Below are 26,073 nucleotides of genomic sequence, written 5' to 3'. Positions count from 1 at the left end.
CGAATCTATTTTTCTTCCCGATAAAATATTTGTCAGGAGCAACTACGCTCTATGAGTCATGAGGGATTTAGGGCAGATGAGAGATTCTAAGATTCTAGTAGGCAGCGTGATTACCATAATGGCGACAATTGTCGGCGTTTGGATTTCGAGCGAGTCTTGGAACGGGATCACCTATTACTATTGGGGCGACAAACGCCAGCCCGCCGCCATTCAGAAAGCCTTTGATTTTTCGCACCTAGAGGGAAGCGCTCTCCAGTTGGCCTCTCAGAGACGGGTCTTGTCTGAAGCCAAGGTGACTAAGCTTGGCGACGGCAAGTTTGGTATTGAACTTGGCCATTTTATCACCCGAGGAGCCGACGGTGCTAAACAGTTCGCTTGCCAAGTCTACGATCGCATTGAACTTGTGTTCTTTGCCGAAGGCATGGCCATTGCTGGTGACAAACCCATAATGGTCGTCGAGGGCAATTGCCAAATTGACAAGGACATAAACCGCATTTCTGCAATTCCAATTCCAGCCGGTAAAATTCTGGAAGAAGAACCTGGAGATTTGGAGCTCAAATACCTTGAGGAATCGCCAGTCAGTATTCGCTTTGATCACATATCCGGACAATGGCCAATGGAATGGTCTCTGTTCTCAGTGAAACTCTATGATAAGTCAGCGAATAACAAATTCTTTATAGACCACCAACAAATCAAAGAAACTTCCCCGTCACCAATCAAAATGAACTGGTAAAACCTTCAGTAACCTCTCGCAAGCTCGACGAAAGTTCGAATCATCGCACCCGAAGCTCCTTTTGACGGACAATAAGGAAATCTATTCCCACAGGCCCAACTCGTTCCGGCAATATCGAAGTGCGCCCATGGAGTGCCGCTCTCCACAAACTGTTCAAGAAAAGCGGCGGCCGTGGAACTCCCCCCTCCTTTATATGAGGAGATGTTTGAAAGGTCTGAGTACGAACCCTTAATGTCCTCAACATGAAAGTCGTGAAGAGGCATCGCCCACAAGAGCTCTCCTGAAACTTCAGCCGCACTTTCAATTTGCTTTCTCAACTTAGCATCGCGAGTAAAAAAACCGGTGTAAATATTCGAAAGGGCCACAACAATCGCTCCAGTCAAAGTGGCCGCATCAATAATAAGAGCCGGCTTTTGCTCAGACGCATAGGCCAGTGCATCAGCTAAAATCAATCGGCCTTCAGCATCGGTGTTCAAAACCTCGGCCGTCTTTCCATTTCGAAAAGTCAGTACATCTCCCGGTTTATTTGCAAGGGGACCGGGCATGTTTTCAGTTGCTGGCACCAAGCCTATTGCATTTATTTTTAAACCCAACTTCGCTATAGCCAGCATGGTTCCAATAACATTGGCCCCTCCGCACATGTCATACCGCATTTCATCCATTTGGGCCGACGGCTTAATGCTGATGCCGCCAGAGTCGAAAGTGAGCCCCTTACCAACAAACGCAATCGGCCTCTTTGATTTTTCAGCTCCAAAATATTGCATAATGATAAATCGCGGATCCACCGCACTTCCGAGAGAAACTCCGAGAAGCCCACCCATGCGTTCTTTTTTTATTTTTTCCTTTTCCCAAACAGTCACCTTGAGATCAGTCCCTTGGGCCGCTTTGACTGTTTGATTAGCTAAAATCTCTGGCGTCATCAAATTTCCGGGGGTATCCCCAAGTCGTCTGGAAAAATTTGTGCACTCTGCCAGTACTTTTGCTGTTTCCAATGCTTTCTTCAGAGATCCTTTGACCGAACTTTCGCTCACGAGAGCTGTGATTTTCTCAACAGTTGGCATCTCTGCCTTTTTCTCAGGTTCGCTTAGCATTTTTAGATCATCGTAAGTGTATTCGGCAAGCAAGATGCCCTCAAAAAAAGCCTGGGCAGCTCCTTCGGAGTCTTTGCTTGAAGCAAGGAGCGAAGGCAAATGGAAGCAAGCTTCCTTGAACTTGGAAGCTTTAACTTGATTGAATGCAACAGCGCCTGCCACTCGCAGCGTTTCATTGTTAACCGAATCACTTTCACCCAAACCAATTGCAATGACATTTCTGGCAGAACTCAAATTACAAGACCGAAAAAGAATGCTCTCCTTTGCCTTCCCAGAAAAATATTTCTCCGCAATGGCCCCTTTGATCAGTTCTGCTACTTCCGACTGAATCCCCGGATATTGTATGACATCCAACTCCCGGACTTTCTTTTTTCCCTTCTTTACTTTTTTGGAGTCGCCCTGCTGGACGGACTGCTTGCACACAAATATGACCAAAGTCGAATTCTTCATCTCTAATTTTTGTAAAGTCTCGATGCTCAATTTCATGGAGGCGCTCCCTTTCGTCATTAACGCGTCACGCAAATCTTCGTGTACCAAACAGACGCAAATTTTATCAGCAATTTATTAGCACACAGCGGCGATCTAATAAAGTCTTTTCACACTGATAAAGTCCAAGATGTGATGACCCGATAGGAACTTGTCATCTGAGGATTAGACCACAGGTTGAGGGGTGGGATTGGACTTCGTTTTTTTGCGCCTCCTGTGGCATAAATGACGGTAAACTGTTCCGCTCGAACGTGTTAGGGTTTAAAGTGTAGTAGTGGAAAGTAATTCATAATGAAAGAGACTTGTATGGCCTTAGTTCCAATAGTCATAGAGCAGACTCAACGCGGCGAACGCAGCTACGATATTTATTCACGTCTTTTAAAGGACAGAATCATTATTCTTGGAACTCCAGTCAGCGATGATGTGGCCAATAGTATCATCGCTCAGATGTTTTTTTTGGCGATGGAGAATCCTGAAAAGGACATACATCTTTACATTAATTCTCCTGGAGGAAGCGTTTCTGCAGGACTCGCGATTTATGACATTATGCAATTTGTAAAATGTGACGTCAGCACTTACTGCATAGGCCTCGGAGCCAGCATGGGATCTTTGTTGCTTTGTGCCGGAGCCGCTGGCAAAAGATTCGTGTTGCCCAATGCTCGGGTCATGATTCACCAACCACACATCATGGGTGGGGGCATCTCAGGCCAGGTGAGCGACATTGAGATACAGGCCAAGGAGCTCATACGAACAAAAAATCGTCTTACGGAGATCTATCGCAAGCACACTGGAAAATCCTTCGAGGAACTCAATAAGGCCATGGATCGTGACAATTTTATGACTGCCTCAGAGGCAATGGATTATGGGTTGGTTGATTCAATTGTCACAGATCGCAAGGCCATTAAAAAAGGAAGCGACAGCTGATGAGCAAGAAAGACAATAACGGTAACAATGCTTATGGCACTCTTTGTTGCAGTTTTTGCGGCAAGAGTCAAAAAGAGGTTAAGAAGCTCATCGCTGGGCCGGGTGTTTATATCTGTGATGAGTGTATTGAACTCTGCAACGATATTATAGCAGAAGAGAGAGACCGCGACGAGGGAGCCAATAAGTCCCTGTTGAAGGTTCCTAAACCTGTAGATATAAAAAGCTTCCTTGATGACTATGTCATTGGCCAGGATTCTGCCAAGAAGTCCCTCGCCGTGGCTGTACACAATCACTACAAGAGGATCAATTCCTCTTCTAAGGGCGTAAAGAAAGATGATGTAGAGATTTCTAAATCTAATATTCTCCTCATCGGTCCGACTGGGTCAGGAAAAACTTTGTTGGCTCAAACCATCGCAAAGATATTGAATGTCCCATTTGCTATGGCCGATGCGACAGCACTAACCGAGGCGGGTTATGTCGGTGAAGATGTTGAAAACGTTGTCCTCAATCTTCTTCAAGCAGCTGATTATGACGTTGAAAAGGCCCAGAGGGGCGTTATTTATGTGGACGAGATTGATAAAATTTCACGTAAATCGGAGAATCCGTCAATTACTCGCGATGTCAGCGGAGAGGGTGTTCAGCAGGCCCTGTTAAAAATCTTAGAGGGCACCGTTGCAAATTTACCTCCGAAAGGCGGGCGAAAGCACCCCCAACAGGAATTTATTCAAGTAGACACATCCAATATTTTGTTCATCTGCGGTGGCGCCTTTGTAGGACTTGAGAAAATTATCGAAAATCGAGTCAATCACAAAACTATGGGAATTGCCACGGAAATCAAGACCAAGGACGAGAGACTTGAGGAACACTCAAATCCCTTGAAAATGGTCGAGCCGGACGATTTGGCTCGGTATGGGTTGATCCCTGAATTTATTGGCCGACTCCCTGTTATTGCTGTTTTAGACTCTCTCGATGAGACGGCCCTCATCGACATCCTTGTTAAGCCGAAAAACGCACTCACCAAGCAATACCAGAAACTATTTAGCTACGAAGGAGTGGAACTTTCATTTACCGATGAAGCTCTCACTTCTGTTGCACGAGAAGCCATTAAGCGCAATACAGGAGCTCGCGGCCTCCGTGGAGTCCTGGAAACGGCAATGCTAGACATCATGTATGAAATTCCTTCCAAGACAGATGTAAAGGAATGTATCATCGACAAGGGTGTCATTACGCAGAAGGAGAAGCCCCGCCTGGTCTACCGGCCGGAGGGTGAGGAATCTAGTCCCAAAAAGACGAGAAACCCCGGTAGCGACTCCGCTGAAAGTGCTTGACCCCTGTTTCATCTGGCCTCAAATGAATGTTCAAGGATCGAACCTTTTAGGTTTGAGTTGGAATGTTTTAGGAAGGGGAATCTATGAGTGAGAATACAACTGAAACAAAAATACACAAGTTACCTCTGCTTCCTCTGCGTGATTTGATTATCTTTCCGCACATGATGATGCCGCTCTTTGTAGGCAGGGAGAAAAGCATCAATGCCCTCGAAGAGGCCATGAGCAAACAGACTGATATCGTTCTGGCGGCACAGCGAGATGCAAAGACAAACAATCCCGAACCCAAGGATATTTATGAAATTGGAACGGTGGGAACAATCATTCAACTATTACGGCTTCCCGATGGGACTGTAAAAGTTCTCGTTGAGGGTAAACGTCGAGTTCGAATTAAGGGATTCCTACCTTCTGATAATTTCTTTATGGTGGAGGTCGAGGATCTTCAGGAAAAAGCTGAAAGCGAAATGGAAGCAAAAGCTCTTGTTCGCTCAGTGAAGAATACTTTCGAAAATTATGTAAAGCTGAATAAAAGAATACCTCCAGAAATTCTCATGCGTGTTTCAACAATTGAAAATTATGGAGAACTTTCTGATATCATCGTTGCCCAACTGAATCTCAAAATTGAGGACAAGCAACGCTTACTCGAAATTATTGACCCGGGCGAGAGACTTGAAGACCTGCTGAGTCTCATGACTTCTGAAATTGAAATTCTTGAAGTTGAGAAGAAGATTCGCAATCGCGTTAAGAAACAAATGGAGCGATCCCAGAAAGAGTATTATTTGAATGAGCAGATGCAAGCGATTCAAAAAGAATTGGGAGAGAAAGACGACTACCAAGCCGAGATCATGGAGTTAGAGGAACGATTAAAGAAAAAGAAAATGAGCAAAGAGGCTCCAGACAAAGTTTTAAAAGAGATAAAAAAACTGAAAATGATGTCGCCAATGAGTGCAGAAGCAACCGTGGTGCGTAATTACATTGATTGGATACTTGATCTCCCTTGGCAGAACTACTCCCAGGAAAAGCATGACATTAAGGAAGCCGAAGCCATTTTGGATGCTGACCACTGGGGTCTTGAGAAAGTAAAGGAGAGAATCCTTGAACATCTGGCTGTTCAGGCCCTCAATACCAAATTGAAGGGGCCCATTCTTTGCCTGGTTGGCCCACCGGGGGTCGGAAAAACTTCTCTGGCGCGCTCAGTGGCACGCTCAATGAACCGTCCCTTTGCTCGTATTTCTTTGGGAGGGGTTCGGGATGAAGCTGAGATCCGTGGCCATCGAAAAACTTATGTTGGAGCAATGCCCGGAAAGATTATTCAAGCGATGCGAAAGGTTGACACTGGCAATCCCCTCATTCTCCTGGATGAAATCGACAAAATGAGCACTGACTTCAGAGGAGACCCCTCTTCTGCCCTGCTTGAGGTCTTGGACCCGGAACAAAATAGCACCTTCCAAGACCACTATCTTGAGGTGGACTACGATCTATCAAAAACGATGTTTTTCACCACCGCAAATTCGCTCCATCCCATTCCACGTCCCTTACTTGACCGTATGGAGATCATTCATCTCGAGGGCTATATCGAAAAGGAAAAGTTCCATATAGCAAAAAAATATCTGATTCCTAAACAGATAGAAAACCATGGACTGACCTCATATAAAGTGAGCTTCACAGATCAGTCCGTCCACGAAATTATTCGCTCCTACACCAAGGAAGCCGGAGTAAGAAGTCTTGAAAGACAATTGGCTACCGTTTGCCGAAAGGTGGCCAAAGAGATAGTTTCGGATCAAGCTCAAACAGTCAGCCCCTCCGCCTCTGGCAAAGAGGGGAAGACGAAGAGCAAACCATCCAAAACATATACGGTCACCCCAAAAAAATTGTCCGTATATCTGGGTCCTCCTCGCTACAAATATGGCAAAATTGAGGGACAAAATGAAGTCGGACTGACCAACGGCCTTGCCTGGACAGAGGTTGGAGGCGATCTGCTGGTCGTGGAGGTTTCCGTCGTACCTGGAAAGGGTAAATTTACCATTACGGGACAACTCGGAGACGTGATGAAAGAATCCTGCTCGGCCGCTATGAGCTACGTTCGTTCACGCGGTCCTCTTTTTGGTTTTGATAAGGAGTTTTATTCCAATATAGATGTGCACATCCATGCCCCCGAGGGAGCCATTCCAAAAGACGGGCCCTCTGCCGGTATTGCAATCACAACTAGCATTGTATCGGCAATTACCAAAATCCCAGTGAAGCGAACGGTAGCCATGACAGGCGAAGTCACTTTGCGTGGCCGAGTCCTCGCAATTGGTGGCCTCAAGGAAAAAATCTTGGCAGCGCATCGCGGAGGAATAAAAATGGTCATAATCCCAAAGGAAAATGAAAAGGACCTCAAGGACATCCCTGCCGAAGTGCTCAAAGAGCTCAAGGTTATTTCGGTCGATCACGTCGATCAGGTGCTCGTGAATGCTCTTGATGTCAAAAATGCCAAGGAGATCTTTAAAGTTCGCTCTCAACGGTCATCGGGAATCAAGGCTCAGTATACGGGGCATTCTCTGCAGCATCATTAAACTCCTCTGTGAATTTGGCACAGAAAAGAGGGCCCCTCTGATTTGCGCAGGGCCCCATGAGACGACTGTGCTTTCTTTGTGGTCAAATTTATCGGGGCTAGCCTAGAGTTTGGGAACCCCGGCTCATTTGCCTAAAATCCCCGCCACTAAAGGTCTTCAGCCCATTTTTTGACAAAAAATTGACCTTTCCTTCAGTTTTTTTCAAGAAATTATGATACAAAATACAGAATCTTAAAAACCTGCAAATGAAGAATATTGGCGGAAATGACCATGAAAGAGGAGTCAATCTACGAAATCGGAAAACTCTATTTTGAACGTGGAGATTTTCGATTGGCCGCAGAGAAGATTTCTCATGCCTCATCCCATTTTTATGAGGGAAGGGATTTCCCGGGCTTTCTTAAGTGCCAAAATGTGCTCTTGCGCATTTATGCGGAGATGGAAGATGTCGAAAAAATCGAGGCCATCAAAGAGACTCTTCAGGACCTCGTTCTTCATAAGAACGTGGAACTCAACGCGAAGACCTACTACACTCTCGCTCTCTGTGCCTCTTACAAGGCACAACATACGACAGCTCTCGAATTTTTAGAAAAGTCTCTGGCACTCGCGCTCTCCGCAGACAACAAGGAAGACATTTGCTATGCGGTCCATGGGCTCGCAATCGTGTATCATTTCTTGGGACGCTACGAAGATGCACTCAAAGAGATCTATAACCTCCAAGTTTTTTTTCAAGTTCTTGATTTCCCAGATTTGCGTCTATCCAGTCAGGTTTTGAATGGCCATATCTTGCGTAAGATGGGAAAATACGAACAGTGTCTCGATGTTTTTTGGCAATGCTACGATCTCCTGAAAATTCAGAAAAATCTCTACATGCATGTCAGCTTGCTATTTGCCATGGGTATCACCTACACAGACTCAGGAGAAGTGGATCTAGGTCGAATGTATTTGCACTTGGCTAAACGTTCTGTCGACCCTGAAAATCTGAAATATCTCTCGCGAAGCATTGACGAACGACTCAAGCTGATTGGGGCTTCGCATGATTCGGACTTCGATATCGTCTTTGATTCTGAAACAAACACTGTGACCGAAAAGAAAAAAGGGAAAGTCGACTTTAAAAACCAATTTATACTCTTAGATATGCTTAGATTATTTTTGAGGAACCCTGGCGAAGTATATACGAAAGAATCCCTCGTAGAGAAGGTCTGGAAGCAAGACTACGATCCCGCCGTTCATGATAATAAGATCTATGTTACGATCAAGAGGCTTCGAAAAATGATCGAACCCGACTACGACAAGCCCAAATACATTTATCGAGCCAAAAACGGATATTATTTGAATCGCAACACTCGGATTTTGTATGATAACAACATAAGTTGACGGCGAAAGATGAAGCTTCTTGGGGGATGGAATGAAAAAGTCCGCGATAGTTCTCATGTCATTTCTGATGATCACGGCATCCGCGCTCGAACCACTGGCAGGTGCCGATGACCCCGTTCCGTGGCCCTTTGCCAACCACTGCCCCTTTCCTTGGCAAGAAATTAGCGGACTATGGAAGGTGATTGAGCCCCGGGGGGGACCAACCGACTTTTTTGAGTTCACAACGGAAGGAGTGACACGGCGCGGCTCTCGCATTGTTGAAATTCGGCGATTCAGCAGTAGCCTAAAGGCAATTGCCACTGGCCGAGGCATTTCGCCAGCCGGGCAGAGAATAGTTCGATTTGCGATGGTTAATCTCGAGCCCAAAGCATCTCAAGAAGCCAGCTATACCGTATTTGTGGGAAACTATGTTGAAAAAAGTAAATTGTCTTGCGACAAAGATCGTGTCTTTACGATCCTTACTATCAGACCCTACCTCGAGGAAAATCCGGCAGCGAATGTCTTAGATAGACATTTCATAATTGAAAAAAGTAATGAAAGGCACAGCGACGAGCAAGACAGGCCTGAAGAAGCTTCAGGCCCTTAAACGAAGTTGATGGAATAAAAAAACGATCTGGACAAGTAGCATGTTTTTCTTTACCTTCCACCCAGGTTCGTTGAAAAAAAAGAATAGGGGATTAGCTCAGTTGGTAGAGCGCCACCCTTACAAGGTGGATGTCGTCGGTTCGAGCCCGGCATCCCCTACCAAGCTCTTGAAATAATTAAATAATTTTAAGTCACAAATTTACAGAATTAGAACCTAAGGTGCTATCTGTTTCGAAATTGCATGAAAATATTGAGGCAAAAACGCCTGCGAGGAAAAATAAATCGACCAACTTTGAACTCCCGAGTTGGTCAACGCAATATGCTGTTCTGCCGAAATAGGAAATTTCGAAATTAGCATCAACTCAACGGATCGATCTTTATTCAGATCTTCCCGAGTCTGTAGCTGAACTCTAAGTTGATCTAAAATAGATCCATTCATGCCGAAGGACCGCGAGCGATCGTAACTCTTAAAAAACTGCAACATATTATCCGAAAGTTGCGATGGCAGAATTCCAGCCCACGAAGCGTAGTCCTCCACTGTCCAATCCATCGCATTGTTTTTTACCTCAACCCACATTTCCTTGCCGTTGCGACGCCGAATTACAATGTCAATTTCATGCTCGCCTTTGTGTCGTTTTATTCTTCCCGAAGATTTTACATTTGGCCCGCGATAGAACTCCAAAACGTTTTGATGAAACCAAAACTTTTCGCCGTCGATAAAAGTGCTCACGAATAGTTCAAAGAGCGAGGCTTGAATTTGTAAAGCAAGGCCTGTGAAGGTGTTGATCTTGTCCGAGGTCAAAGCAAACGAGCTGTAATTTTTGATCGCCGCCTGGATTTGTTCCTGAATTGTTCCTGTTACTGAATTGAATCGGTCTTTATCATAGGAATTCAAGTTGAATGTTGCGGAAACGGACCTTAGATCATGGCTGACTTGTCGAAATTCTGAGATGATTTCTGCCGCATCGACGTCGGTCAATGGACGTGCATGGGCCCATCGAAAATAAGGTATTCGCCCATTCATCACGGCGACAATCGCTTTTGCCACGCCAGGATAGCGATTCTCAAGGCTACCGGATTCTGGCCTTCTAGAAAGAACAGACAATCCCGGGTCTAAGGTGACTTGATCGCCTTCGCGGTAGTCTGTACGTGCTAATAGAGCTTGGCAATTGAGTGAGGCCGCATGGGTGATAGCTCCAAGGCAAGGTGTCACCAGCATGAACAAACATGTAATAAGTATTCGGAACTGGAAGTCTGATAATATAGAAGACATGTAGAGATTCAGGTGCAAAGTTCAAACCCTCCTTGGTGGGTGAAAAGTAAATACACTGGCCCACTTGATTGTTGTTCCAAACTCCAAGAGACACAGGGAGCTGGCTGAAGCAGATCTCAGGGGTTCAGGATCGAGTTCGGCTTGGTGCAGTGCTCACAACGTGAGCGCTGCTGCCGGACGTATGTTTGAAGATCCTGGACTCCTGAGATTTGGTTCAACCAGGCGCTCTGGAGTTTGGAACAACAATCAAGTGGGCCAGTTTAAAAGTTTTAAACCCTATTTGGTGCCAAAAGACGGTGAACAAAATGCTGTGGTCGTTCGGGTGTAATCAACAACGGACGTTCATTTCGAAAATGAATGAGAACAAACTCATCAGTTCGCGAAATGTACATTTGAAACATACGGCTCGAGGTTTTTAGAAGCCCAAATCCCCCCCAAAGCCCCCCAGCTCCAATTCTCATACCCCTCCCATATTCTTTTTGAAATTCTGAACTTGAGATGATTTTGGCGCTCAAGACATCAGATTTTTTCCATGACATATTTCTTATTGGCCATTGAATTGTGAGAAGATCATGGCCGACAATAAATTGCTTGGGGCGAAACCAAGTCCACACAATAAAACAAGCCATCATGAAGACGACACACAGACCAAGTGGCGCAATCGAGTGCGGCCAACCCAATTTTATTGCTACAATGCCAAACACAATAGGAAGCGCCAACACAAAAGCCGTCATTACAGCGATAAGCCTACACATGGGTGCAAGCGCGTAGCATTCACTCCCTGATTCGCCAGATCGTCTCATCGCTGATCTCGTCACTGATGTCATCACCGATCACTCACTCTGCTATTTCCAGATTTTCTCAATCAAGGAAGCCTGAAGGTCGTTTTGATTGAGGGTACCAAGCGCCCATTCATCTTCAATTAAGCGCAAAATACTGTAGTGATTGAGTGGGGTTGAATTCTCAATACCCCCGATCACGGAGTCTCCGTAGGCGACCGTATAAATGGACTTGCCCCCTCCGGTCACGAATCCGGATTCATCAAAGGTCACAATCAACAATAGGTCACTCATGAAACGAGAATCCCCAAGCAAATCCTTAAAGCGACTGGCAAACCATTGATCTGCATAGGCTACTCCCGTATCGTGACCATTATTCTTGTTGTTGGGTATAAATAGCGAATATTCAGGAAGACTACCGTTCTGAATGTCCTTTTCCAACTCTTCAGAATTGGTAATCCGAGCACATCTGTCGGGATTCTCCTGAATATTTTTGAAACTTAAGAAGGGAACGTGCTTTCTCGCATAGCCTCCCGATTTCGCTCCCAGATAGCAATTTCCAGGATAGTCCTCTGCATAGACCTTCCAGCTCAAGCCTTTGCCCTCCAACAGATCTCCCACATGGGAAACATCAAGGGTAACGGACGCGTCTGTCCTCACGTTGTGAGTATTCCCGCTGACCAAAGCGATATAGTTGCCTTGAGAAGGACGAGTTTCAGCAGAAAAATTTTTAAACAAGGCACCTCGTTCAGCCAGGAGTTTAAAGAAGGGCTGTTTTATTGTTTCCCGAAAACTGGTGTTTTCAAAAACAATGACAAAGACCTTTTTAAAATGGGACTGCTTAGAAAGTTCTTCGGCCCAACTTGAAAATGAACCGAGGCCCAAGCAAACAAAAAAACTAAATCCAACAAACAAGGTCAATTTTTGAAGCCGACGATGAATGACCATAATTTTCTCCAGTTTTAATAAATCGGATAAGAATAATTGAAAACAAATCTACCCCGATTAAAATCTCCTTCAATATTGCCCTAAGACACGATTTGGCACAAGAATTCTCGCTTTTCTGCAAGATATCCGTTTACCTTATAGAAGTTTGATGCCATTGGTGATGTCCAAACAGAGATATAGAGGAGAGGAATGACACAGCTCATCTATTCAGAAAAGAAGCGAGCCAAAGTCGTCACCTTGTTCATTTTGGTGAACACTCTTATTTACCTTGCCTGGTCTTTTTCCTCCGTCGATCCGAGCGATTCGAATTCATGATGAATCATTTTCTTGTCAGCTGGAGTAGCATAACTGACGGACGATCTTGGACTTTGCTAACTTCGGCATTTTCGCACAACATGTTTTTGCATTTCCTTATGAATATGTATGTCTTGTCTAGCTTTGGTCCTATTGTCGAGCGATTGCTTGGATCATTTCGTTTTTTTGGATTTTATCTTTTTGCTGGAATCGTGAGCTCCTTATGCCACGCTCTCGTGTCGGCTTTTGTACTTGGAAAACCAGATTTACCTGCTCTGGGTGCATCAGGTGCGATAGCTGGTGTGATTCTTCTTTTTTCAATGTTGTTTCCTCGCCAGAAAATTCTCATTTTTGGCTTAATTCCGATACCAGCAGTGTGGGGAGCTGTTTTATTTATAGGACTTGATCTTTGGGGACTCGTGGCGCAAGCCGGAGGAGGTGGACTGCCTATAGGACATGGAGCACACCTTGGAGGGGCATTCACCGGGATCATTTACTACTATTTTTTTCTCAAACCAAAACTGCATAAAACTTGAAAAAATTAGAAGCGAGCCACATGGCGACGACATTTATCTTGGTCGCTTCCAATCCTTGGAGATTCAAAAGAAAGAACAGCTCGTTCCCTTCTCCCAGAAGGATCGCCATCTGAAATAGCCAAACGCCCGACCTCATAAAATCTCATCTGACGAGGATCCTCTCGCGAAATGAGGTTTCCATTCTTGTCTCTTGTCAGTTCATTTAGTGTCTGAACGGGAGTTCGCCCTTGTGATTGTGACAAACGAGCTACTTCAAGAATAACTCCGAGAGAGTATAGGAGCTTCTGCCTCTCTCTTTGCCAATCAAGCAACCCACCATCGCCATTTATTTCTCGCGGCAGGTATCGAGAATCCGCTCCCTCAGCTCGCGCCTGTCTGATTTGCTCTAAATCTCTATAATACCCCAAGGCATGATCAACCCACAGCATGTTTCTGTGCTGATTCTCCGGACCAAAATCTTTGATATCATCAATCAAAATGGCTCTTTCCAGATTGATGTTCCTCATAACAGTCCTTAAATCTTTCTTGAACCTCGAAGAAAAAGGAAGACTCGAATCAGTGCTGACATTTGTGAGGTTGTGTTTCGTCAAAATTTGAAATGCGACATCAAAAGCGCTTAAGCCAGGCAATATTTCTAACTGACGCAACATATGCTCAATTCTGTTGGTTGAACCACCACTAAAAAACGAAACGCGAAATCTTGAATCTCTCGCTAAGTGAAAAATAACCTGGGCGGCGTAATCTGAAAACCGAAAAAGGGTATTGGCAAAACGAAAAGTTCCGGGATCAGCGGCCGCATCACCCGACGGTGGCAATAAATAAGCCAAAGTCCAATCAATATCGATGATCACATCAATTGGATCACGCTTATGTGCTCGCCTCGCTGTAGGATCGATTGATTTATCAGGGCCTACTTGATCGACAAAGCTTGCATACCTCCCATCTTTGATTGCTGAAATGATCCTTGGATGTCGTTCATTGCTCACTGTTATGACCTCATCGAAGTCATCAGCCGTTTCGGCGAAAACAGTTTTGATGGACTCCGCTTTATCCAAAATATCCTTTGCAGGGACTCTCCGTTGGCTATCTTGAAATCTCAACTCCTCGCGTTTAAGTGCAGAATCAACAGAAGTTCGAATTCTTACCAAAACCAACCTATAATTTTTTCCGCTAGATCTGGCTGCCCGTATGAGCTCGCGTTGAGACTGTAAATGAGAAGCCGAGCCATCCAAAGTAAAAGAAACTCCCCTTTGGATCGCCAAATAGGATGCAATATCAGCTGCTAACAAAGATTCGCGATGGACATATACAGCGGCTTTTGCAGAATTAGAGATTAGTAGTTCCTGATACTCCCGAAATTTTGGTTTGAATTGATCTGCGGCAATGACCGTTCTCAGGCTATTTGGAATAAAACCCCTATTGACCAGCATTTGATGTATGGTCGATTTGCCACTGCCAGGCGTCCCCATCAGGACGTAAATTGTGGGCCTCTGTGTGGAGCCATTTTCTGCGGAATCGACTTCTTCTGAAAGACAATCTTCAATCATCTCGTCTAGAATTTGCTGACGCTCCGGAGTAGGAATTCCAAAACCCCGAATATCAAAATCACTTTCTACCTGGCTGGCGTAACCCGTGTATTTCGACCCTCCACTGTTTTTACTGAGGCTATCTTCTTCCCAAGAGAAATCACCCCATACAGGCAGACTCAAGGCGAGAGTCATCAAGAAAAGAACTAAGCCTGAAAATTGCCAGAAGAAATGACGACCAAGAAAGGTGTTTTTTTTAACATTCAAGCGAGCGCTCCCATCCGCCTCCCTAGATTCAATTTACGTGCCATACTTAAAAAAATTATAGTGATGCCATAAGGACCATGAAAGGTCTAATGCTGGTATAGGTACAACTCAATATATTAGAAAAATAAGTGTCCCTGAAGTTGTAAAACTTTCTCTTTGGCTTTGACCCCATTGGATTCATTTGACCGGTCAATCCCCAAAAGTTCCAACTCCATTCCTGAGAGCAGAAATGATTTAAAACCTAAAAACACTTCGCTTGATTTTCCAACACCCAATCTCGGGGACCTCGAGACATTTGAGTAAGAATACCCAAACGGAAAGTAATTTTCCCGCCACAATTTGGCTTTCAAATCAAGGGTCACCACGTTCCCCCCATCCTTCTTGCCCGGAGCGAATTCCTCTTCAACTCTCAACCATTCGGCATTGGCAATCACAGGCCCAAGCATGCCACCTCCCGAAACCGATATCATTTGTTTGATCAGTTTTTGTCCAGAGGTTTCATTTGTTGTGTTCCAATAGGAAAGGTTTGCAGAAAGGGATTTTGTGACGGCCCGTGCACCAAGGTTCGCCACAAATCCCGTATCTTGAAAGGACGTTGAATTGGCTATGGGTGCGATCGCGTGAATATTGAAGTAGGGAACGTTCGGCGATCCCCCCAATCCTGCCGCTTTGTAAAGGACTCGATATGAACTGCTTCCAAATGACAATTCCTGAGCAAGGGAGTTATGGTCAGGAACGTAATTCCCGAACATCGGGCGATACAGACCCGCCATAAACCATGTGTTAAACCACAAATCGTCGGCAATAAAGTAAGCTGATCTTACTTGTGAGCTTGTTGTAACAGCTTCTTCAAGGTCCTTATTTGCGGGAGTATTAAAAAACCTGCTCTCAAGAACCAGCGAGATCTTCTCTCGCACAGGTCTGAATCGTATGCCCATATCTACCGACATGGGAAAACTGAGGTCCGTTTTTGTTCCATCTCGATCCACATTCCCATAAATGTAGCGAATATCCCCTCCGGCATAAATCCACTCTCGCCTTTCCAGACGATAGGGGTCTTCCTCCGGAACACTTTTTAAAAATGCTTCCCTATCTACCTCGGTCTTCCATTCATTGTAATCTGAGCGATCGTAATCTGTGAGTCTTGGATTCAATGTTCTAGATAGAACTGTCGTGGGGATTTCCTTATCCGTAGTTAAAACGGGAGCCGACTTCTCTGGGGTGACATCAGCTTTGGATCTTGAAACACGGCCCGCCTTTTTACCTTGCTTCCCCTTCTCTGATTGTGAACGAGGGGTTTCATCATCATTCACCTGCCCAGAACTTTTGGCGTATTTCTGATCCTTAAGAGGTGCTGGCGTATATTTGTTCCGAAGCGTATCGGAATAAAAGGAACGAAGCCAACGTTGTTGATTCCAAACTCCATATTGGTTACGAATACCGCCGCCATTTGGATTAACATGACATCCTTGGCAGGACAAAGTGCATCGCCTTGCGCTGGCCTTGAGGTTATAGCGGCCGGGAGCATGGCAGGCAGCGCAGTTTTGAGCATAACGATTTGAAACCCAAGGTTCTGCAAGTATTTTGGAAGCAGGAAGTGGAGATGCCAGCACACATAAAATGAGGATTTTTTGAATCATTGACATTCGATTTCAACTTTCAGGCTTGGGCCTAATTATTGTGAGCCTCTCTTGCTCATCAGCTCATTAGCTTGATATTAGAAAATTTACTTGGGGCCCGTCAAATTATGCCAATTAAAGACTGACTTTAAATCCTGAAGTTTCTTAAATTCAAGACCTAAGTCTCATCAATTCGGTTCAATTCAACTTAATCTAGTTCGAAATCACCATTAATTCAGTAATCATAGATCGCGAAGAAAGGCTTTGCATGTCATTTCGTCTTGGAACTGAGAAAACCTCCATGAGTGCCTTTAGATTATGTAAATCAACTTCATCTTTCATCGCAGCGTGCATCTAACCCAAGACAAAGATGGGATCACCAATTTCATTCTTCTACCCATTTTCTGAATCTCGATAATACAATCGATGGTACCAACAATCTTGGCCAGAGGTTGAATGCGACTTTTATTGAGGGAATGGCGATAGCCAATCCCCAACATATCATCGTGGTGTCAAAAACTTCGGGGTACTTAACAACATTAAAAATTACCAAGAAAATGATATATGATTTCATTCACGGTTAGCGATCAGATACAACTTTTCTGCACGTCAGACTAGGTTTGAGGCCTTCAGTCGTACCTGGCGGACTTGAGATTTCCTTAATCTGAGTTCCAGTTCCCCCCATTTTTTTATCAATATATATTTGAGGATTCCGGATTGTACCTTTGAAATACCCCTCCATCGCTTCCAAGAAGACGGCCTCGGCCATTTCTTTTGGGCTATCTAGATAGAAAAAGTGAAGTCCCTTTTGCGCCCATGCCAAAGAGTCAGAGATCACTCCTTGATTGTATTCCTGACCAGCTAATCTCAATTTTTTCATGTAATCTCCTTGAGTTAGATGGCCCAATAATTTCTTAATTCTTTCGCCATGTGAAACCATAGCGATGTGAATTCCACCGCCAACTGCCCAATGACCGTTACCAACGGCATCACCGAGAAGAAATACATTGCGTCCGCTGATTGCTCGAGGAGATATACTTTGTTGCAATTCGAACGTGGCTATTGGTTGATTTTCAATAGCACCAGAGATCTTAATTTTATAGTTTCCTTTGTCATCTCTTTCAAACAGGGATCCAGGCGGTAGCCTCAAATTTTTTTCAGCAATTTCTCGAAACGTTGTCTCAAGTAGAGCTTCCTTTGCTTCTGCGCTGGATGTGGCAACAAGTCGAGTTTGAACAGAATGTGGAACATCTGTAACAAGCCATCGCTTTTTACTATCTCTGGTCGACATAGATCCTGCAACGTAACCCTGGCTTTCATCTTGGCCGTACAATGTGGTAATTTCCCCAGCCTGCTCAAGCCAAACGACGCCGGCCATCTGAAGACGATCCGGCGATATGCGGGTTGCAGAAATTCCAACGTCACGCCGAGTTGTTCCACCAACGCCTTCAGCAATAATGACTAAAGTTGGTCGATCATCTGGTCGATCAATCTGAACCTCTACGTATTTTGGCTTACCACTATCTGAGAACTGTTCAACATATTTGTATTCAGTCACATCATGCAAGCCACTTTCTCGATTAATTCCTCCCAACTTGATATGTCCATGGAAGCGCATGATATTAGGATGGTTTTTTGTATACGTTTCCAGAAATGCTTCCATTACTTTGGTTTCTACCGTTCCGACCGGAAAATTGCTCAGCATGTCTGCACCTATTTGAGGAATCTTTCTTGGATCAGGTGAACTGAACGTGCCTATACTGTCTTCTCGAATTGTGAAGCTTCCGTCAGGATGAACAACACCATAACCTTTCTCTAACGGGCGAGCGACAAATCTAATAAATTCTTCAGCCAACGTCATGTCAATTGCAGCCAGAGAATCCGGAATAGATTGGCGTGAGGACCACTGAATTTCTCGCCTATAGCCATCTCTTTTTTCATAAACCGTAACTTCAAATCCTGCCTGAGCTGCAAGAGCGGCCGTATACATTCCCGATACCGATTGGCCAGAAACGATAATGCGGGGAAGAGACTCCTTTGGTGGAATGTTATGACGTATGAGCCTACGGATCACTTTTGCTCTGACCCTCATGAATTGTTCGAAGTCAGAACGGTTTGTCGTATTTAAAAGTGGATCGAGTTTCTTAGCATTTGAAACTCCCACTACTTTTTCGGCCTCCTCATAGAAAATTTGTGGGTTCAACTGAACGCGTAACACTGGTTGCTTGGTGTACAATTCCGTTAAAACATCCTCTATATTTCCCACTGAAGGCGCCTCAGCAAAAGCGAAAATACTGAAGATCGACAAAAGCATGACGTTCAAAAATTTAAACAATTTGGTTTTCATCATAACCTCCCAATTGAACCGTTGCTCACATCCAAAAGTGATAGCAACCAACCGCATGATCCTTGCTGATTCCACTGAGAAATCTTTGGCTGTAACTCGTGAACCATTTCCAAGCCCATGCAATATTGAACTATTCAAGAGGATTTATTGCTAAATGCGTGCCTGTTTTCCCGTCAGTTCAATTGGAGTTGAAGGGTAAAAGGTGCTGCAAATCTGGATTTTTAAGTCTCCACGGTGACGAGGAACGTCACTTCTTTCGAATTGCGAAGAGTGAATCGAAACCAGTTTTTTTCATCTTCTCAAGAATTTCATTCTCTCGGCATATCTCTAGCGGTGAGATTTGCTTTTTGTTTCAACACCTTGACTTGTTCAACAATCGATTGCGATTGCCTCTGAATCAACGCATACAAAAGTGCCTTGTACAATTGGCCTATGGTTGTTCGGAGATTTTTCAATTCCTTAAAAAATGACTACTTTATTAGGCTAACGATTCCGTTTTCGATAGCCACATCACAGCCTGACACCCAATAATCCCCAGATCCTGAGTGAGCCGTTTCAACTTCTTTATTTTTAGGAGATAAGATCTTATTTACCTGAAATATTTTATTTTTCATACGAGGCCCCAGCACTTCCAAAGTTTGTCCCACCTTAAAGGTACCTCGGACCTCAATTGGCAAAAAACCATCACCATTTAATGGCCCCTTCACCAGTCCAGCAAATGTTTGAGTAGAAGTTCTCGATGTCAGATAATTTTGACCCCCAGACGAAGGTTCCTTCATGAGGAACCCGTCGTGGTACCCACGGTTAGAAATTTTCTCTAATTCCCGCCGAAGTTCTGGGTTAAAATTCTTCCCCGCAAAAGCGTCATCAATCGCCTGCCGATAAACCCTTGCCACTTGCGAAACATAGTTCACCGACTTGGTTCTGCCTTCAACCTTAAATGAAGAAACTCCAGCGTCGATAAGGTCGCGAAGATGCTCAATCAAGCAAAGGTCTTTCGCATTAAAAAGGTAGGTGCCCTCGTCATTCTCTTCGAGAGAGTAAAACTCTCCTGGAGTACGAAGATCTTCAACTTGAATCTTGTATTTTTCCCGACAAGAATTATCACAGACGCCTTGGTTGGCATCCCGGTAGCTCATATAGCTCGACATCAAACAGCGGCCCGAATAAGCTATGCAAATAGCCCCATGAACAAAGGCTTCCAGCTCTAAATCAGGAACCCTGTTTTTGACTTCTGTGATTTCTTCTAATGACAATTCTCGACTCAATATGACCCTCTCGATATTGAGGCTCTTCTTCCAAAACAAAGCACTTTGCCAATTCATACAATTGGCTTGGACCGAAAGGTGAATGGGCGTGTCGGGAAACTTTTCCCGAACCAGCATCATCAAACCCGGGTCACTCATGATGAGAGCGTCTGGCTTAGCAGAAAGCCAATCCGCCAGCTGAGGCAAAAATGGCTTCAATTTTCGATTTCGAGAAAAAATATTAGCTGTGACATACACTTTTTTGCCAAGGCCATGAGCGTAGTCTATGCCCTCTTTGAGACCCTCTAGATCGATTTCATTTTCTCGCGCTCTCAAGGAATACTGAGGGACACCGAGATAGACCGCATCGGCTCCATAAATAAAGGCATATTTGAGTTTCTGGATATCGCCAGCTGGCATTAACAGTTCAGGGCAGATCATCAGCCCCTTTACACCGAAAGACTCTGCGGGACAACTTTTTTATTCCTAGTTGTTTTGAGCCCCATCAAGTATCCAGATCTTCACCCGTTTTATGAGGTCGGGGGCCAGTTTTGCGGCTGTTGGCATGAAGTTCGTGGCAGCTGTCATTCTTTGATAGAGCTCGGAGCCCGCGGGGTTCCCAGCAACCACGCGAGCAGAAAGGGAGGTATAATCACTGATTGTGAATCCGCCCCTGATGGTTCCAACTGAATGGCAGCTAAAGCAGTTCTGATTAAAAACTCCGTTTGCAGCCAAAAGTTTAGAAAGGGGGATAGCCAGAAGTTTGGCATTTCTCAAACAAGTGGCGACACTCGCCAAGCCGACATTGGTTACGCATGTATCGATATTGGCCTGGGTAACGTCAAATGGCAATATCCCACTGTCATTTAAGCACTGGGCAATATTGGCCTGCCCACCCTGAATATTGCAACCGTTGATATGATCTTGAGTTGGAATCAGCGGCAGATAACTATTGTTGGCCAAACAAATTGCAATTTTTGGTTCGCCGACCGCTGTGGCACAATTATCTAGTATCGTCTGCGTAACTCCTGTTGGGAGAAACGTATGCGCCGTCAAGCACGTCGCCAAACTTGGCAATCCCTTGTGTTGCAGACAGGCATTGATGTGTTCTTGATTAAGAACTTGCGGAGTAAATTTTTTAGTTTTCAAGCAATTTGCCACACTGTCCAAACCCACGCTCGCAATGCAAGCATCAATGTCTGCTTGGACAACTCCTGGAGGCAGAAGCCCGTTTTTCTCTATGCAGCCGGCAATTTTCGCATTGCCAACATACATGGCACAACTCTTCACATCAGGCTGGCTCAAAGCCTTTGAAATAATGGCGTTCTTGCGAAGGCATTTGACTATATTTTCTGGACCAACGGCTGCAATGCAAGATGCAATTCTTGCATCGTCAATTCCCGGCATGAGCAAACCATTCGCACTCAGACATGAATCAATATTTTCTGGTCCAGCAACATCATGACAAAACTGCACTTCCGCTTGAGTAGGAACAGCCGAAAGCTGTCCTTGGGTACGCAAACATTTCGTTAAATTACCAGCACCAACAGATGTCACGCAATTTTGCGCAACAGCCTTATCGAGGCCGTTTAAAAAGAGGCCATTATCTTCGAGACAGGTGATCAAGTTAGGCGCTCTGACCTCTTCCACACAGCGATTGGCATGAGCAGCCAAAAGTGCACGAGAAAGTATACCGGTATTGCGAAAACATTTTACAACAGAATCCTCACCCACAGCGGTAACGCAAGTATCAATTGTGGCTTGAGTTGCCCCCGCCGGGAGGAGGCCCGAATTCTCAAGGCACTTGGCAGAAGTGGCTAAAGAATCAGTTTTAGCGCAAACATGAAATTCATGCTGAGAAATGAAAAGTCGACCCGGAAACACAGCATTTTTAAGCAAACACTTTTCAACTCCTGCCTGCCCTCCAGCACTCGACAGACACTGGTCGATATTTGCCTGACCCAGACTGTCTGGCTTTATGCCATTCTTTTCAAGACATCCCGCTACTTTCGACGCTCCTACCGCAGCAACACATTTGTCAATGTCACTCTGCTTGGGCAAGCGGTAGCCATGAACTGGAAATCCGCTCACGCTTAAACAGCGAGCGACATCCCATTCCAAACCGTTGTTTTTGGTAACGCACTCATCAACCCGCCCTTGCTCAAGACCGCTGACCCCAACATTCTTTTTTTGGAGACAGCTTACCAATTTGGCAGACCCATCCGAGGCCCAACATTCTTGGAAGGCCAAATAGGTCAACTTGCTTCCCGTGGAATTCCCTCCAGGCTCACCACCTGAGCTAACATGAAATGGATATCTTGATTCAAAACTGCCACCGCAGTTTTGAAAAAGAAGGAAAGAGCCTCCAAGCACGAAAGCCAACAAGCTACCTAAAAGAATTCGCCTTTGATCTGCAGACATCTCGAACACCCCTCTCGCTTTTTTTGCTCTCTCTTGAAAACTCAAAACTACGACGGCCAAGGAGATCAGCTATCTTTCTCAAATTATACATTCACGCACCATCTAGGGCTAACAAAAACGTATTGCCCAGAGACTCATCGGCATTCTAGATGCAAAACGAACACTTTTTTTTCCTCATTTGTCTCATTTTAAGATTCAGATCATTTCTTGCTTTGAGACAATCATTTAGCAATGACGTCACTCGTTTAGGAGCCGATGTAACTATTGATATTGCTAGTCGCGAGAACATTTTCCTCACCAAACGAAGTCTTTTGAATATCAAAGAGACTCAGACCTGATAAGAGGAGACTCGGATAAGGTGTGCGCGGAAGATTGATCGCTTGGCCAAATTTGAGATCGGCTCCGCCCCCGCACAAGAGTGTGGGAATATTATCTGTTGCATGAACATTGCCGTCGTTCATATCCGTGCCATAGAGGACTAAAGTGTTATCCAGAAGACCATTTGTTTTTAAGAGATTCAGTAAATGTTTAAGTAATTTTATATGCATTCGATTCATGGTCTTCAAACGATCGAGTGATGAGGTATTACCCCCGTGATGAGCGCAACTATGATGTTCAATCCCCTGACCTATATCGCCGCTATAGCTAATCTCTCCCGAAACAGCAGGCGCATACATGATCGTACCAACATTTGTGAGGTCGCATTTTAATGCGAAAACTAACATCTTTTGAAACTGTTGAACGCGATCTACATAATTGATATTTCGATTTGAATAATCCAGTGTTGGAGCCCCTGGTGGCGTACAAACCGGTTGCCCGCTTTGTATTCCTTTTTCAATTTCTCTCAAGCCCGTCGCGTAAGCTTCTAAGGCCTGCCGGCCCTCTGATGAAGTCTTATTTGAAACTGATTTTAGCTCATTCAGTGCCAGATCCAACACGCTCTTCTTTCTTGAAGTCAAATAGGCCAAGGCCCTTGCCCCCTGTTGTCCCGATGCAAATAGGTACCTAAAAAGTTCATAAGGATCAGTGTGAGGTGTCAAAGGGAGCTCATCTGAACGCCAAGAAATTCGGTTCATATAGGTATGAGGATAGTTTGGGTGGTCTCCAAGGAGATGCTCATGGTAGTAGGGGCCTCCAATTTCGACTGATCGAAACGGTGTGCTCTTGCCATCGGCAATAAACTGGTCAATGCTCTTTCCACAGCGAGGCCTCGTGAGTTCGAGTCGAATCAGATTGCCCGAAAGAAAGCCTGCACAATTTTGCCAGTGAGGATCTCTGCTCGGCTGTCCATTGTAGAGATTTCTGAGGATCATAACATTCTGATTGACAGCATCCCCCCCTTCTTTAAGTGGATACAGAACGCCATCAGCAGAGTCCCAGTGCCATGACCCGTTTGGTTGTCCTGTCGGGATATACGTTCCATTTGGAAAGAAGACTCCAATAAAATTTTTTCTCTTATTTGGAGCGGCCGCAAGGGCAGATAGGGGCGCTAGGTTTTGAAGAAGAGGCAGTATGAGTTGAACACCCATCCCTTTTAAAACTAAGCGCCGAGAAATATCTTTCATTATTTTTTTTCCTGTAGAGTATCAACAATTGTATCGACAACTAATTCCTTCAAAGGAACATCTGAGGCAATTTGTCTTCCGCAAGAAGATCCCTGGGTTGGATCAATACCCTGAACATAAGCGGCTAGCTTGATGCGCACGCAATTGCGAAAATCCTTGGAACTTGACATTACATCTGCAAGCTCAATTGGACTCTCGACCTTATGGCCTTCAAAATCAAGACCTGATAGAACTGGCTTGCCATTGGAATAAGTGGTGCGAAACCGACCTGCCATGTCCCACTTCTCTAGGCCCAACCCCAGAGGATCAATTTGAAAATGGCAAGCTGCGCACCGGCTCCCGTATGTTCGGTGGATCTCCATGCGCTCAACAAGAGTAGCATTTGGATTAATTTTGTCCTGAGCTTTAGCAATTTCTTCAAAGGTAGCTGCGTCGAGAGCGGGAAGACTTCGACACAGAACTTTGTCGAGAACCCAGGTTCCTCTTTTTATTGGGTTCGTCTGCACGGAATTTGCCGTTCTCGTCAGGAAATGACCCTGATTGAGCATTCCACCTCGATCGGCAGAGTTCACTTTGAGAAAGTTCGTGGGGCTGGATCCCCCAGTGAGGCCGTAGTGGGTGCCTAGAATGTTGTTTGCGTAGGTGTATCCCGGTTTTAAGATTGAAGAGATGGGACTGTTTTGCAAAAGTATCTCTTTAAAAACCAATCTACCTTCTTCTCCCATAGCAAAATCGAGCGAACTTCGGTCTTTAGACAGATTGTTTTTGTAGCCGATCCAATAGCCTCCAAAACTTTCGGCAAATCGCCCAGAATATTTGTCTAATAGGCGTCCTGCCTGCACTCTCATTTCAGATAGATCGAGGATTCCCTTCTCAGCTTTGTCCGCCAATTCGCTATCCGGAAAAGTCGAACCAGTTAACAGAGACAAAATGGAAGCTCTGCGAAAGCTTTCCTCATTGTCCTCGAAACCACCTGGATAATATTCCATTTTAAAAACAAAATTGGGGGAAGCGGCCAGTGACACTAAAGTGGCGCCGAGAGCATCCTTGAATGGTTGGTCCAATTCGCCAGTTGCCGCTGAGCCTGAGAGATTTGAAACTATACTAAGCAGCTTCGGGCTGTTGTTGAGTGGCTGATCCGTGGCTGTTCCATAACTTAGAGCCGCCACTTCGAAATTTGCCCCGTTAAGGTATGCGGCGGGAATGGGAAATAGAAACCCATGATCGCCAGCAATCCCAAGGGCTGCATTTACGTCAGGGCGAGGACGATTGGCCAGCGCTGATCCCAGATAAGTTCCCAACCCCCCTGCTCCTTGATTTTTCACATAGATTTTCACTTGAACTGACCTCTCAGGCCAGTCAGGGTCATAGGCCCATCCAGCGGCATACACCCCAGACAGCGCAAATGCCCCCGCGGGCTGATTGGCTACGCTATCTAAATATCCTTGAATTGCGGATACTGAAGTTCGAATTCTCTGATGGCCAAGAGCCAAAGAGTCTAAAAAGAAAGCCTTGAGATCTGCCACTTCACTCGCCCTCAATGGTCTGCGGTAGAGCGCTCGACCCGCCTTCAAAACAACGGGGAGGGCACAGTTGTCCCAGGTTTTCTCATAGAAGGGAAGTTTCATGTTGCAACCGGCAAGCGTGCTCTGATCTCCAGTCAATTGAGTGGCCAAAGACTCCGCTACGTTGATGTAAGATTCAGCCGAAGCCCTGTCAAAGGGGGGATTGGCCAGACGATCAAAACCATACAAAGTTGGGAAGGTCGGCAAGGCACTCAGAATGGAAGAATCGAAATCGCCGCCCATCAAGTCATTGACAATCTGACCGTACTCATAAGGAGTCAGACGAGGCAACATTGCCTTTCGCTCAGGACAGAAAATATTAATATTTGATCCGTTAACGACGGCGCTTTGCCGAGATCCAAATTTTCCACAGCTTTGGTAGACGAGCACAACACTGATGGCCGCAAAAAAGAAGATAACAAATCGCAGTCTTTTATTCAATTTTTTCAGGATTTGCACCTTTCCAAATATCAGTTCTGTTTTCACTTAATTCTTCTCGGATTGAAACACCAATTACTTTAGAGGCCAACCTGTATGGACTCCATCAAAAGCAGTTCAGAAAATGTGGAGATCTATGTTTGCAGATTGTGGCCCTTAAATCTTAGACATC

Annotated in this window: 18 protein-coding genes and 1 tRNA gene; 8 read left to right on the top strand and 11 right to left on the bottom strand. The window is 45.0% G+C overall.

Features of this window, described 5'->3' with window-relative positions; genetic code table 11:
- Nucleotides 1-76: 76 nt before the first annotated feature.
- Entirely contained in the window at nt 77-733 is a 657-nt protein-coding gene (locus IPL83_18275) for a hypothetical protein (GenBank protein MBK9041067.1), read from the top strand.
- Between the two features lie 5 nt (nt 734-738).
- On the opposite strand, the gene IPL83_18270 is transcribed toward IPL83_18275, so the two are convergent.
- Entirely contained in the window at nt 739-2,310 is a 1,572-nt protein-coding gene (locus IPL83_18270; GenBank protein ID MBK9041066.1) for a leucyl aminopeptidase, read from the bottom strand.
- 306 nt (nt 2,311-2,616) lie between these two features.
- Between IPL83_18270 and IPL83_18265 the strand changes: the two genes are divergently transcribed.
- From IPL83_18265 to IPL83_18240, 6 genes are all read left to right on the top strand, one after another.
- Nucleotides 2,617-3,234 carry an ATP-dependent Clp protease proteolytic subunit gene (locus IPL83_18265; protein ID MBK9041065.1) on the top strand — a complete coding sequence of 206 codons (618 nt, stop codon included), beginning with the start codon at nt 2,617-2,619 and terminating at the stop codon, nt 3,232-3,234.
- Complete coding sequence (gene clpX, locus IPL83_18260) at nt 3,234-4,562, top strand: ATP-dependent Clp protease ATP-binding subunit ClpX (protein ID MBK9041064.1); 1,329 nt, start codon at nt 3,234-3,236, stop codon at nt 4,560-4,562. The genes IPL83_18265 and clpX overlap by 1 nt, the downstream gene beginning before the upstream one ends.
- Nucleotides 4,563-4,645: 83 nt before the next feature.
- Nucleotides 4,646-7,117, top strand: coding sequence for an endopeptidase La (gene lon, locus IPL83_18255; GenBank protein MBK9041063.1), 2,472 nt, complete (start codon nt 4,646-4,648; stop codon nt 7,115-7,117).
- 264 nt (nt 7,118-7,381) lie between these two features.
- Complete coding sequence (locus IPL83_18250; GenBank protein MBK9041062.1) at nt 7,382-8,491, top strand: winged helix-turn-helix domain-containing protein; 1,110 nt, start codon at nt 7,382-7,384, stop codon at nt 8,489-8,491.
- A 31-nt stretch (nt 8,492-8,522) separates the two neighbouring features.
- Nucleotides 8,523-9,077 (top strand): hypothetical protein, encoded by a 555-nt coding sequence (locus IPL83_18245; protein ID MBK9041061.1) that lies wholly within the window; start codon nt 8,523-8,525, stop codon nt 9,075-9,077.
- 85 nt (nt 9,078-9,162) lie between these two features.
- Nucleotides 9,163-9,238, top strand: a tRNA-Val gene (locus IPL83_18240).
- 52 nt (nt 9,239-9,290) lie between these two features.
- Here the strand turns inward: IPL83_18240 and IPL83_18235 are convergent.
- From IPL83_18235 to IPL83_18225, 3 genes are all read right to left on the bottom strand, one after another.
- On the bottom strand, nt 9,291-10,349 hold the full coding sequence (locus IPL83_18235; protein ID MBK9041060.1) for a hypothetical protein: 1,059 nt from the start codon (nt 10,347-10,349) through the stop codon (nt 9,291-9,293).
- A 269-nt stretch (nt 10,350-10,618) separates the two neighbouring features.
- Complete coding sequence (locus tag IPL83_18230) at nt 10,619-10,888, bottom strand: hypothetical protein (protein ID MBK9041059.1); 270 nt, start codon at nt 10,886-10,888, stop codon at nt 10,619-10,621.
- A gap of 306 nt (nt 10,889-11,194) precedes the next feature.
- On the bottom strand, nt 11,195-12,076 hold the full coding sequence (locus IPL83_18225) for a hypothetical protein (GenBank protein MBK9041058.1): 882 nt from the start codon (nt 12,074-12,076) through the stop codon (nt 11,195-11,197).
- A 311-nt stretch (nt 12,077-12,387) separates the two neighbouring features.
- Here IPL83_18225 and IPL83_18220 point away from each other — a divergent pair, with 311 nt between their 5' ends.
- On the top strand, nt 12,388-12,906 hold the full coding sequence (locus IPL83_18220) for a rhomboid family intramembrane serine protease (protein MBK9041057.1): 519 nt from the start codon (nt 12,388-12,390) through the stop codon (nt 12,904-12,906).
- Nucleotides 12,907-12,911: 5 nt separating this feature from the next.
- Here IPL83_18220 and IPL83_18215 read toward each other — a convergent pair whose 3' ends face one another.
- The 7 genes from IPL83_18215 to IPL83_18185 form a co-directional block, all read right to left on the bottom strand.
- Complete coding sequence (locus tag IPL83_18215; protein ID MBK9041056.1) at nt 12,912-14,699, bottom strand: zeta toxin family protein; 1,788 nt, start codon at nt 14,697-14,699, stop codon at nt 12,912-12,914.
- Between the two features lie 116 nt (nt 14,700-14,815).
- The gene (locus tag IPL83_18210; protein ID MBK9041055.1) at nt 14,816-16,339 is read right to left on the bottom strand and encodes a hypothetical protein; all 1,524 of its coding nucleotides are present in this window, start codon (nt 16,337-16,339) and stop codon (nt 14,816-14,818) included.
- A 559-nt stretch (nt 16,340-16,898) separates the two neighbouring features.
- Complete coding sequence (locus IPL83_18205) at nt 16,899-18,668, bottom strand: hypothetical protein (protein MBK9041054.1); 1,770 nt, start codon at nt 18,666-18,668, stop codon at nt 16,899-16,901.
- A gap of 467 nt (nt 18,669-19,135) precedes the next feature.
- Nucleotides 19,136-20,353, bottom strand: a complete 1,218-nt coding sequence (locus IPL83_18200) for a U32 family peptidase C-terminal domain-containing protein (GenBank protein ID MBK9041053.1) — start codon at nt 20,351-20,353, stop codon at nt 19,136-19,138.
- A 45-nt stretch (nt 20,354-20,398) separates the two neighbouring features.
- The gene (locus tag IPL83_18195) at nt 20,399-22,333 is read right to left on the bottom strand and encodes a hypothetical protein (protein ID MBK9041052.1); all 1,935 of its coding nucleotides are present in this window, start codon (nt 22,331-22,333) and stop codon (nt 20,399-20,401) included.
- 245 nt (nt 22,334-22,578) lie between these two features.
- Nucleotides 22,579-23,898, bottom strand: coding sequence for a DUF1552 domain-containing protein (locus IPL83_18190; protein ID MBK9041051.1), 1,320 nt, complete (start codon nt 23,896-23,898; stop codon nt 22,579-22,581).
- The gene (locus IPL83_18185) at nt 23,898-25,949 is read right to left on the bottom strand and encodes a DUF1588 domain-containing protein (protein ID MBK9041050.1); all 2,052 of its coding nucleotides are present in this window, start codon (nt 25,947-25,949) and stop codon (nt 23,898-23,900) included. The genes IPL83_18190 and IPL83_18185 overlap by 1 nt, the downstream gene beginning before the upstream one ends.
- Between the last annotated feature and the right edge of the window lie 124 nt (nt 25,950-26,073).

The sequence above is a fragment of the Bdellovibrionales bacterium genome (assembly GCA_016716765.1).
In the GTDB taxonomy this organism is placed as follows: Bacteria; Bdellovibrionota; Bdellovibrionia; order Bdellovibrionales; family UBA1609; genus JADJVA01.
Note: the sequence above shows the minus strand (reverse complement) of the source record. Positions and strands in the feature narration are given on the sequence as shown.

Bases quoted from the DNA above. Each gene is read 5' to 3' on its own strand.
- IPL83_18275 (MBK9041067.1), top strand. From the start codon at position 77: ATGAGAGATTCTAAGATTCTAGTAGGCAGCGTGATTACCATAATGGCG.
- IPL83_18270 (MBK9041066.1), bottom strand. From the start codon at position 2,310: ATGAAATTGAGCATCGAGACTTTACAAAAATTAGAGATGAAGAATTCG.
- IPL83_18265 (MBK9041065.1), top strand. From the start codon at position 2,617: ATGGCCTTAGTTCCAATAGTCATAGAGCAGACTCAACGCGGCGAACGC.
- clpX (MBK9041064.1), top strand. From the start codon at position 3,234: ATGAGCAAGAAAGACAATAACGGTAACAATGCTTATGGCACTCTTTGT.
- lon (MBK9041063.1), top strand. From the start codon at position 4,646: ATGAGTGAGAATACAACTGAAACAAAAATACACAAGTTACCTCTGCTT.
- IPL83_18250 (MBK9041062.1), top strand. From the start codon at position 7,382: ATGACCATGAAAGAGGAGTCAATCTACGAAATCGGAAAACTCTATTTT.
- IPL83_18245 (MBK9041061.1), top strand. From the start codon at position 8,523: ATGAAAAAGTCCGCGATAGTTCTCATGTCATTTCTGATGATCACGGCA.
- IPL83_18235 (MBK9041060.1), bottom strand. From the start codon at position 10,349: ATGTCTTCTATATTATCAGACTTCCAGTTCCGAATACTTATTACATGT.
- IPL83_18230 (MBK9041059.1), bottom strand. From the start codon at position 10,888: ATGTCATGGAAAAAATCTGATGTCTTGAGCGCCAAAATCATCTCAAGT.
- IPL83_18225 (MBK9041058.1), bottom strand. From the start codon at position 12,076: ATGGTCATTCATCGTCGGCTTCAAAAATTGACCTTGTTTGTTGGATTT.
- IPL83_18220 (MBK9041057.1), top strand. From the start codon at position 12,388: ATGATGAATCATTTTCTTGTCAGCTGGAGTAGCATAACTGACGGACGA.
- IPL83_18210 (MBK9041055.1), bottom strand. From the start codon at position 16,339: ATGATTCAAAAAATCCTCATTTTATGTGTGCTGGCATCTCCACTTCCT.
- IPL83_18205 (MBK9041054.1), bottom strand. From the start codon at position 18,668: ATGATGAAAACCAAATTGTTTAAATTTTTGAACGTCATGCTTTTGTCG.
- IPL83_18200 (MBK9041053.1), bottom strand. From the start codon at position 20,353: ATGATCTGCCCTGAACTGTTAATGCCAGCTGGCGATATCCAGAAACTC.
- IPL83_18195 (MBK9041052.1), bottom strand. From the start codon at position 22,333: ATGTCTGCAGATCAAAGGCGAATTCTTTTAGGTAGCTTGTTGGCTTTC.
- IPL83_18190 (MBK9041051.1), bottom strand. From the start codon at position 23,898: ATGAAAGATATTTCTCGGCGCTTAGTTTTAAAAGGGATGGGTGTTCAA.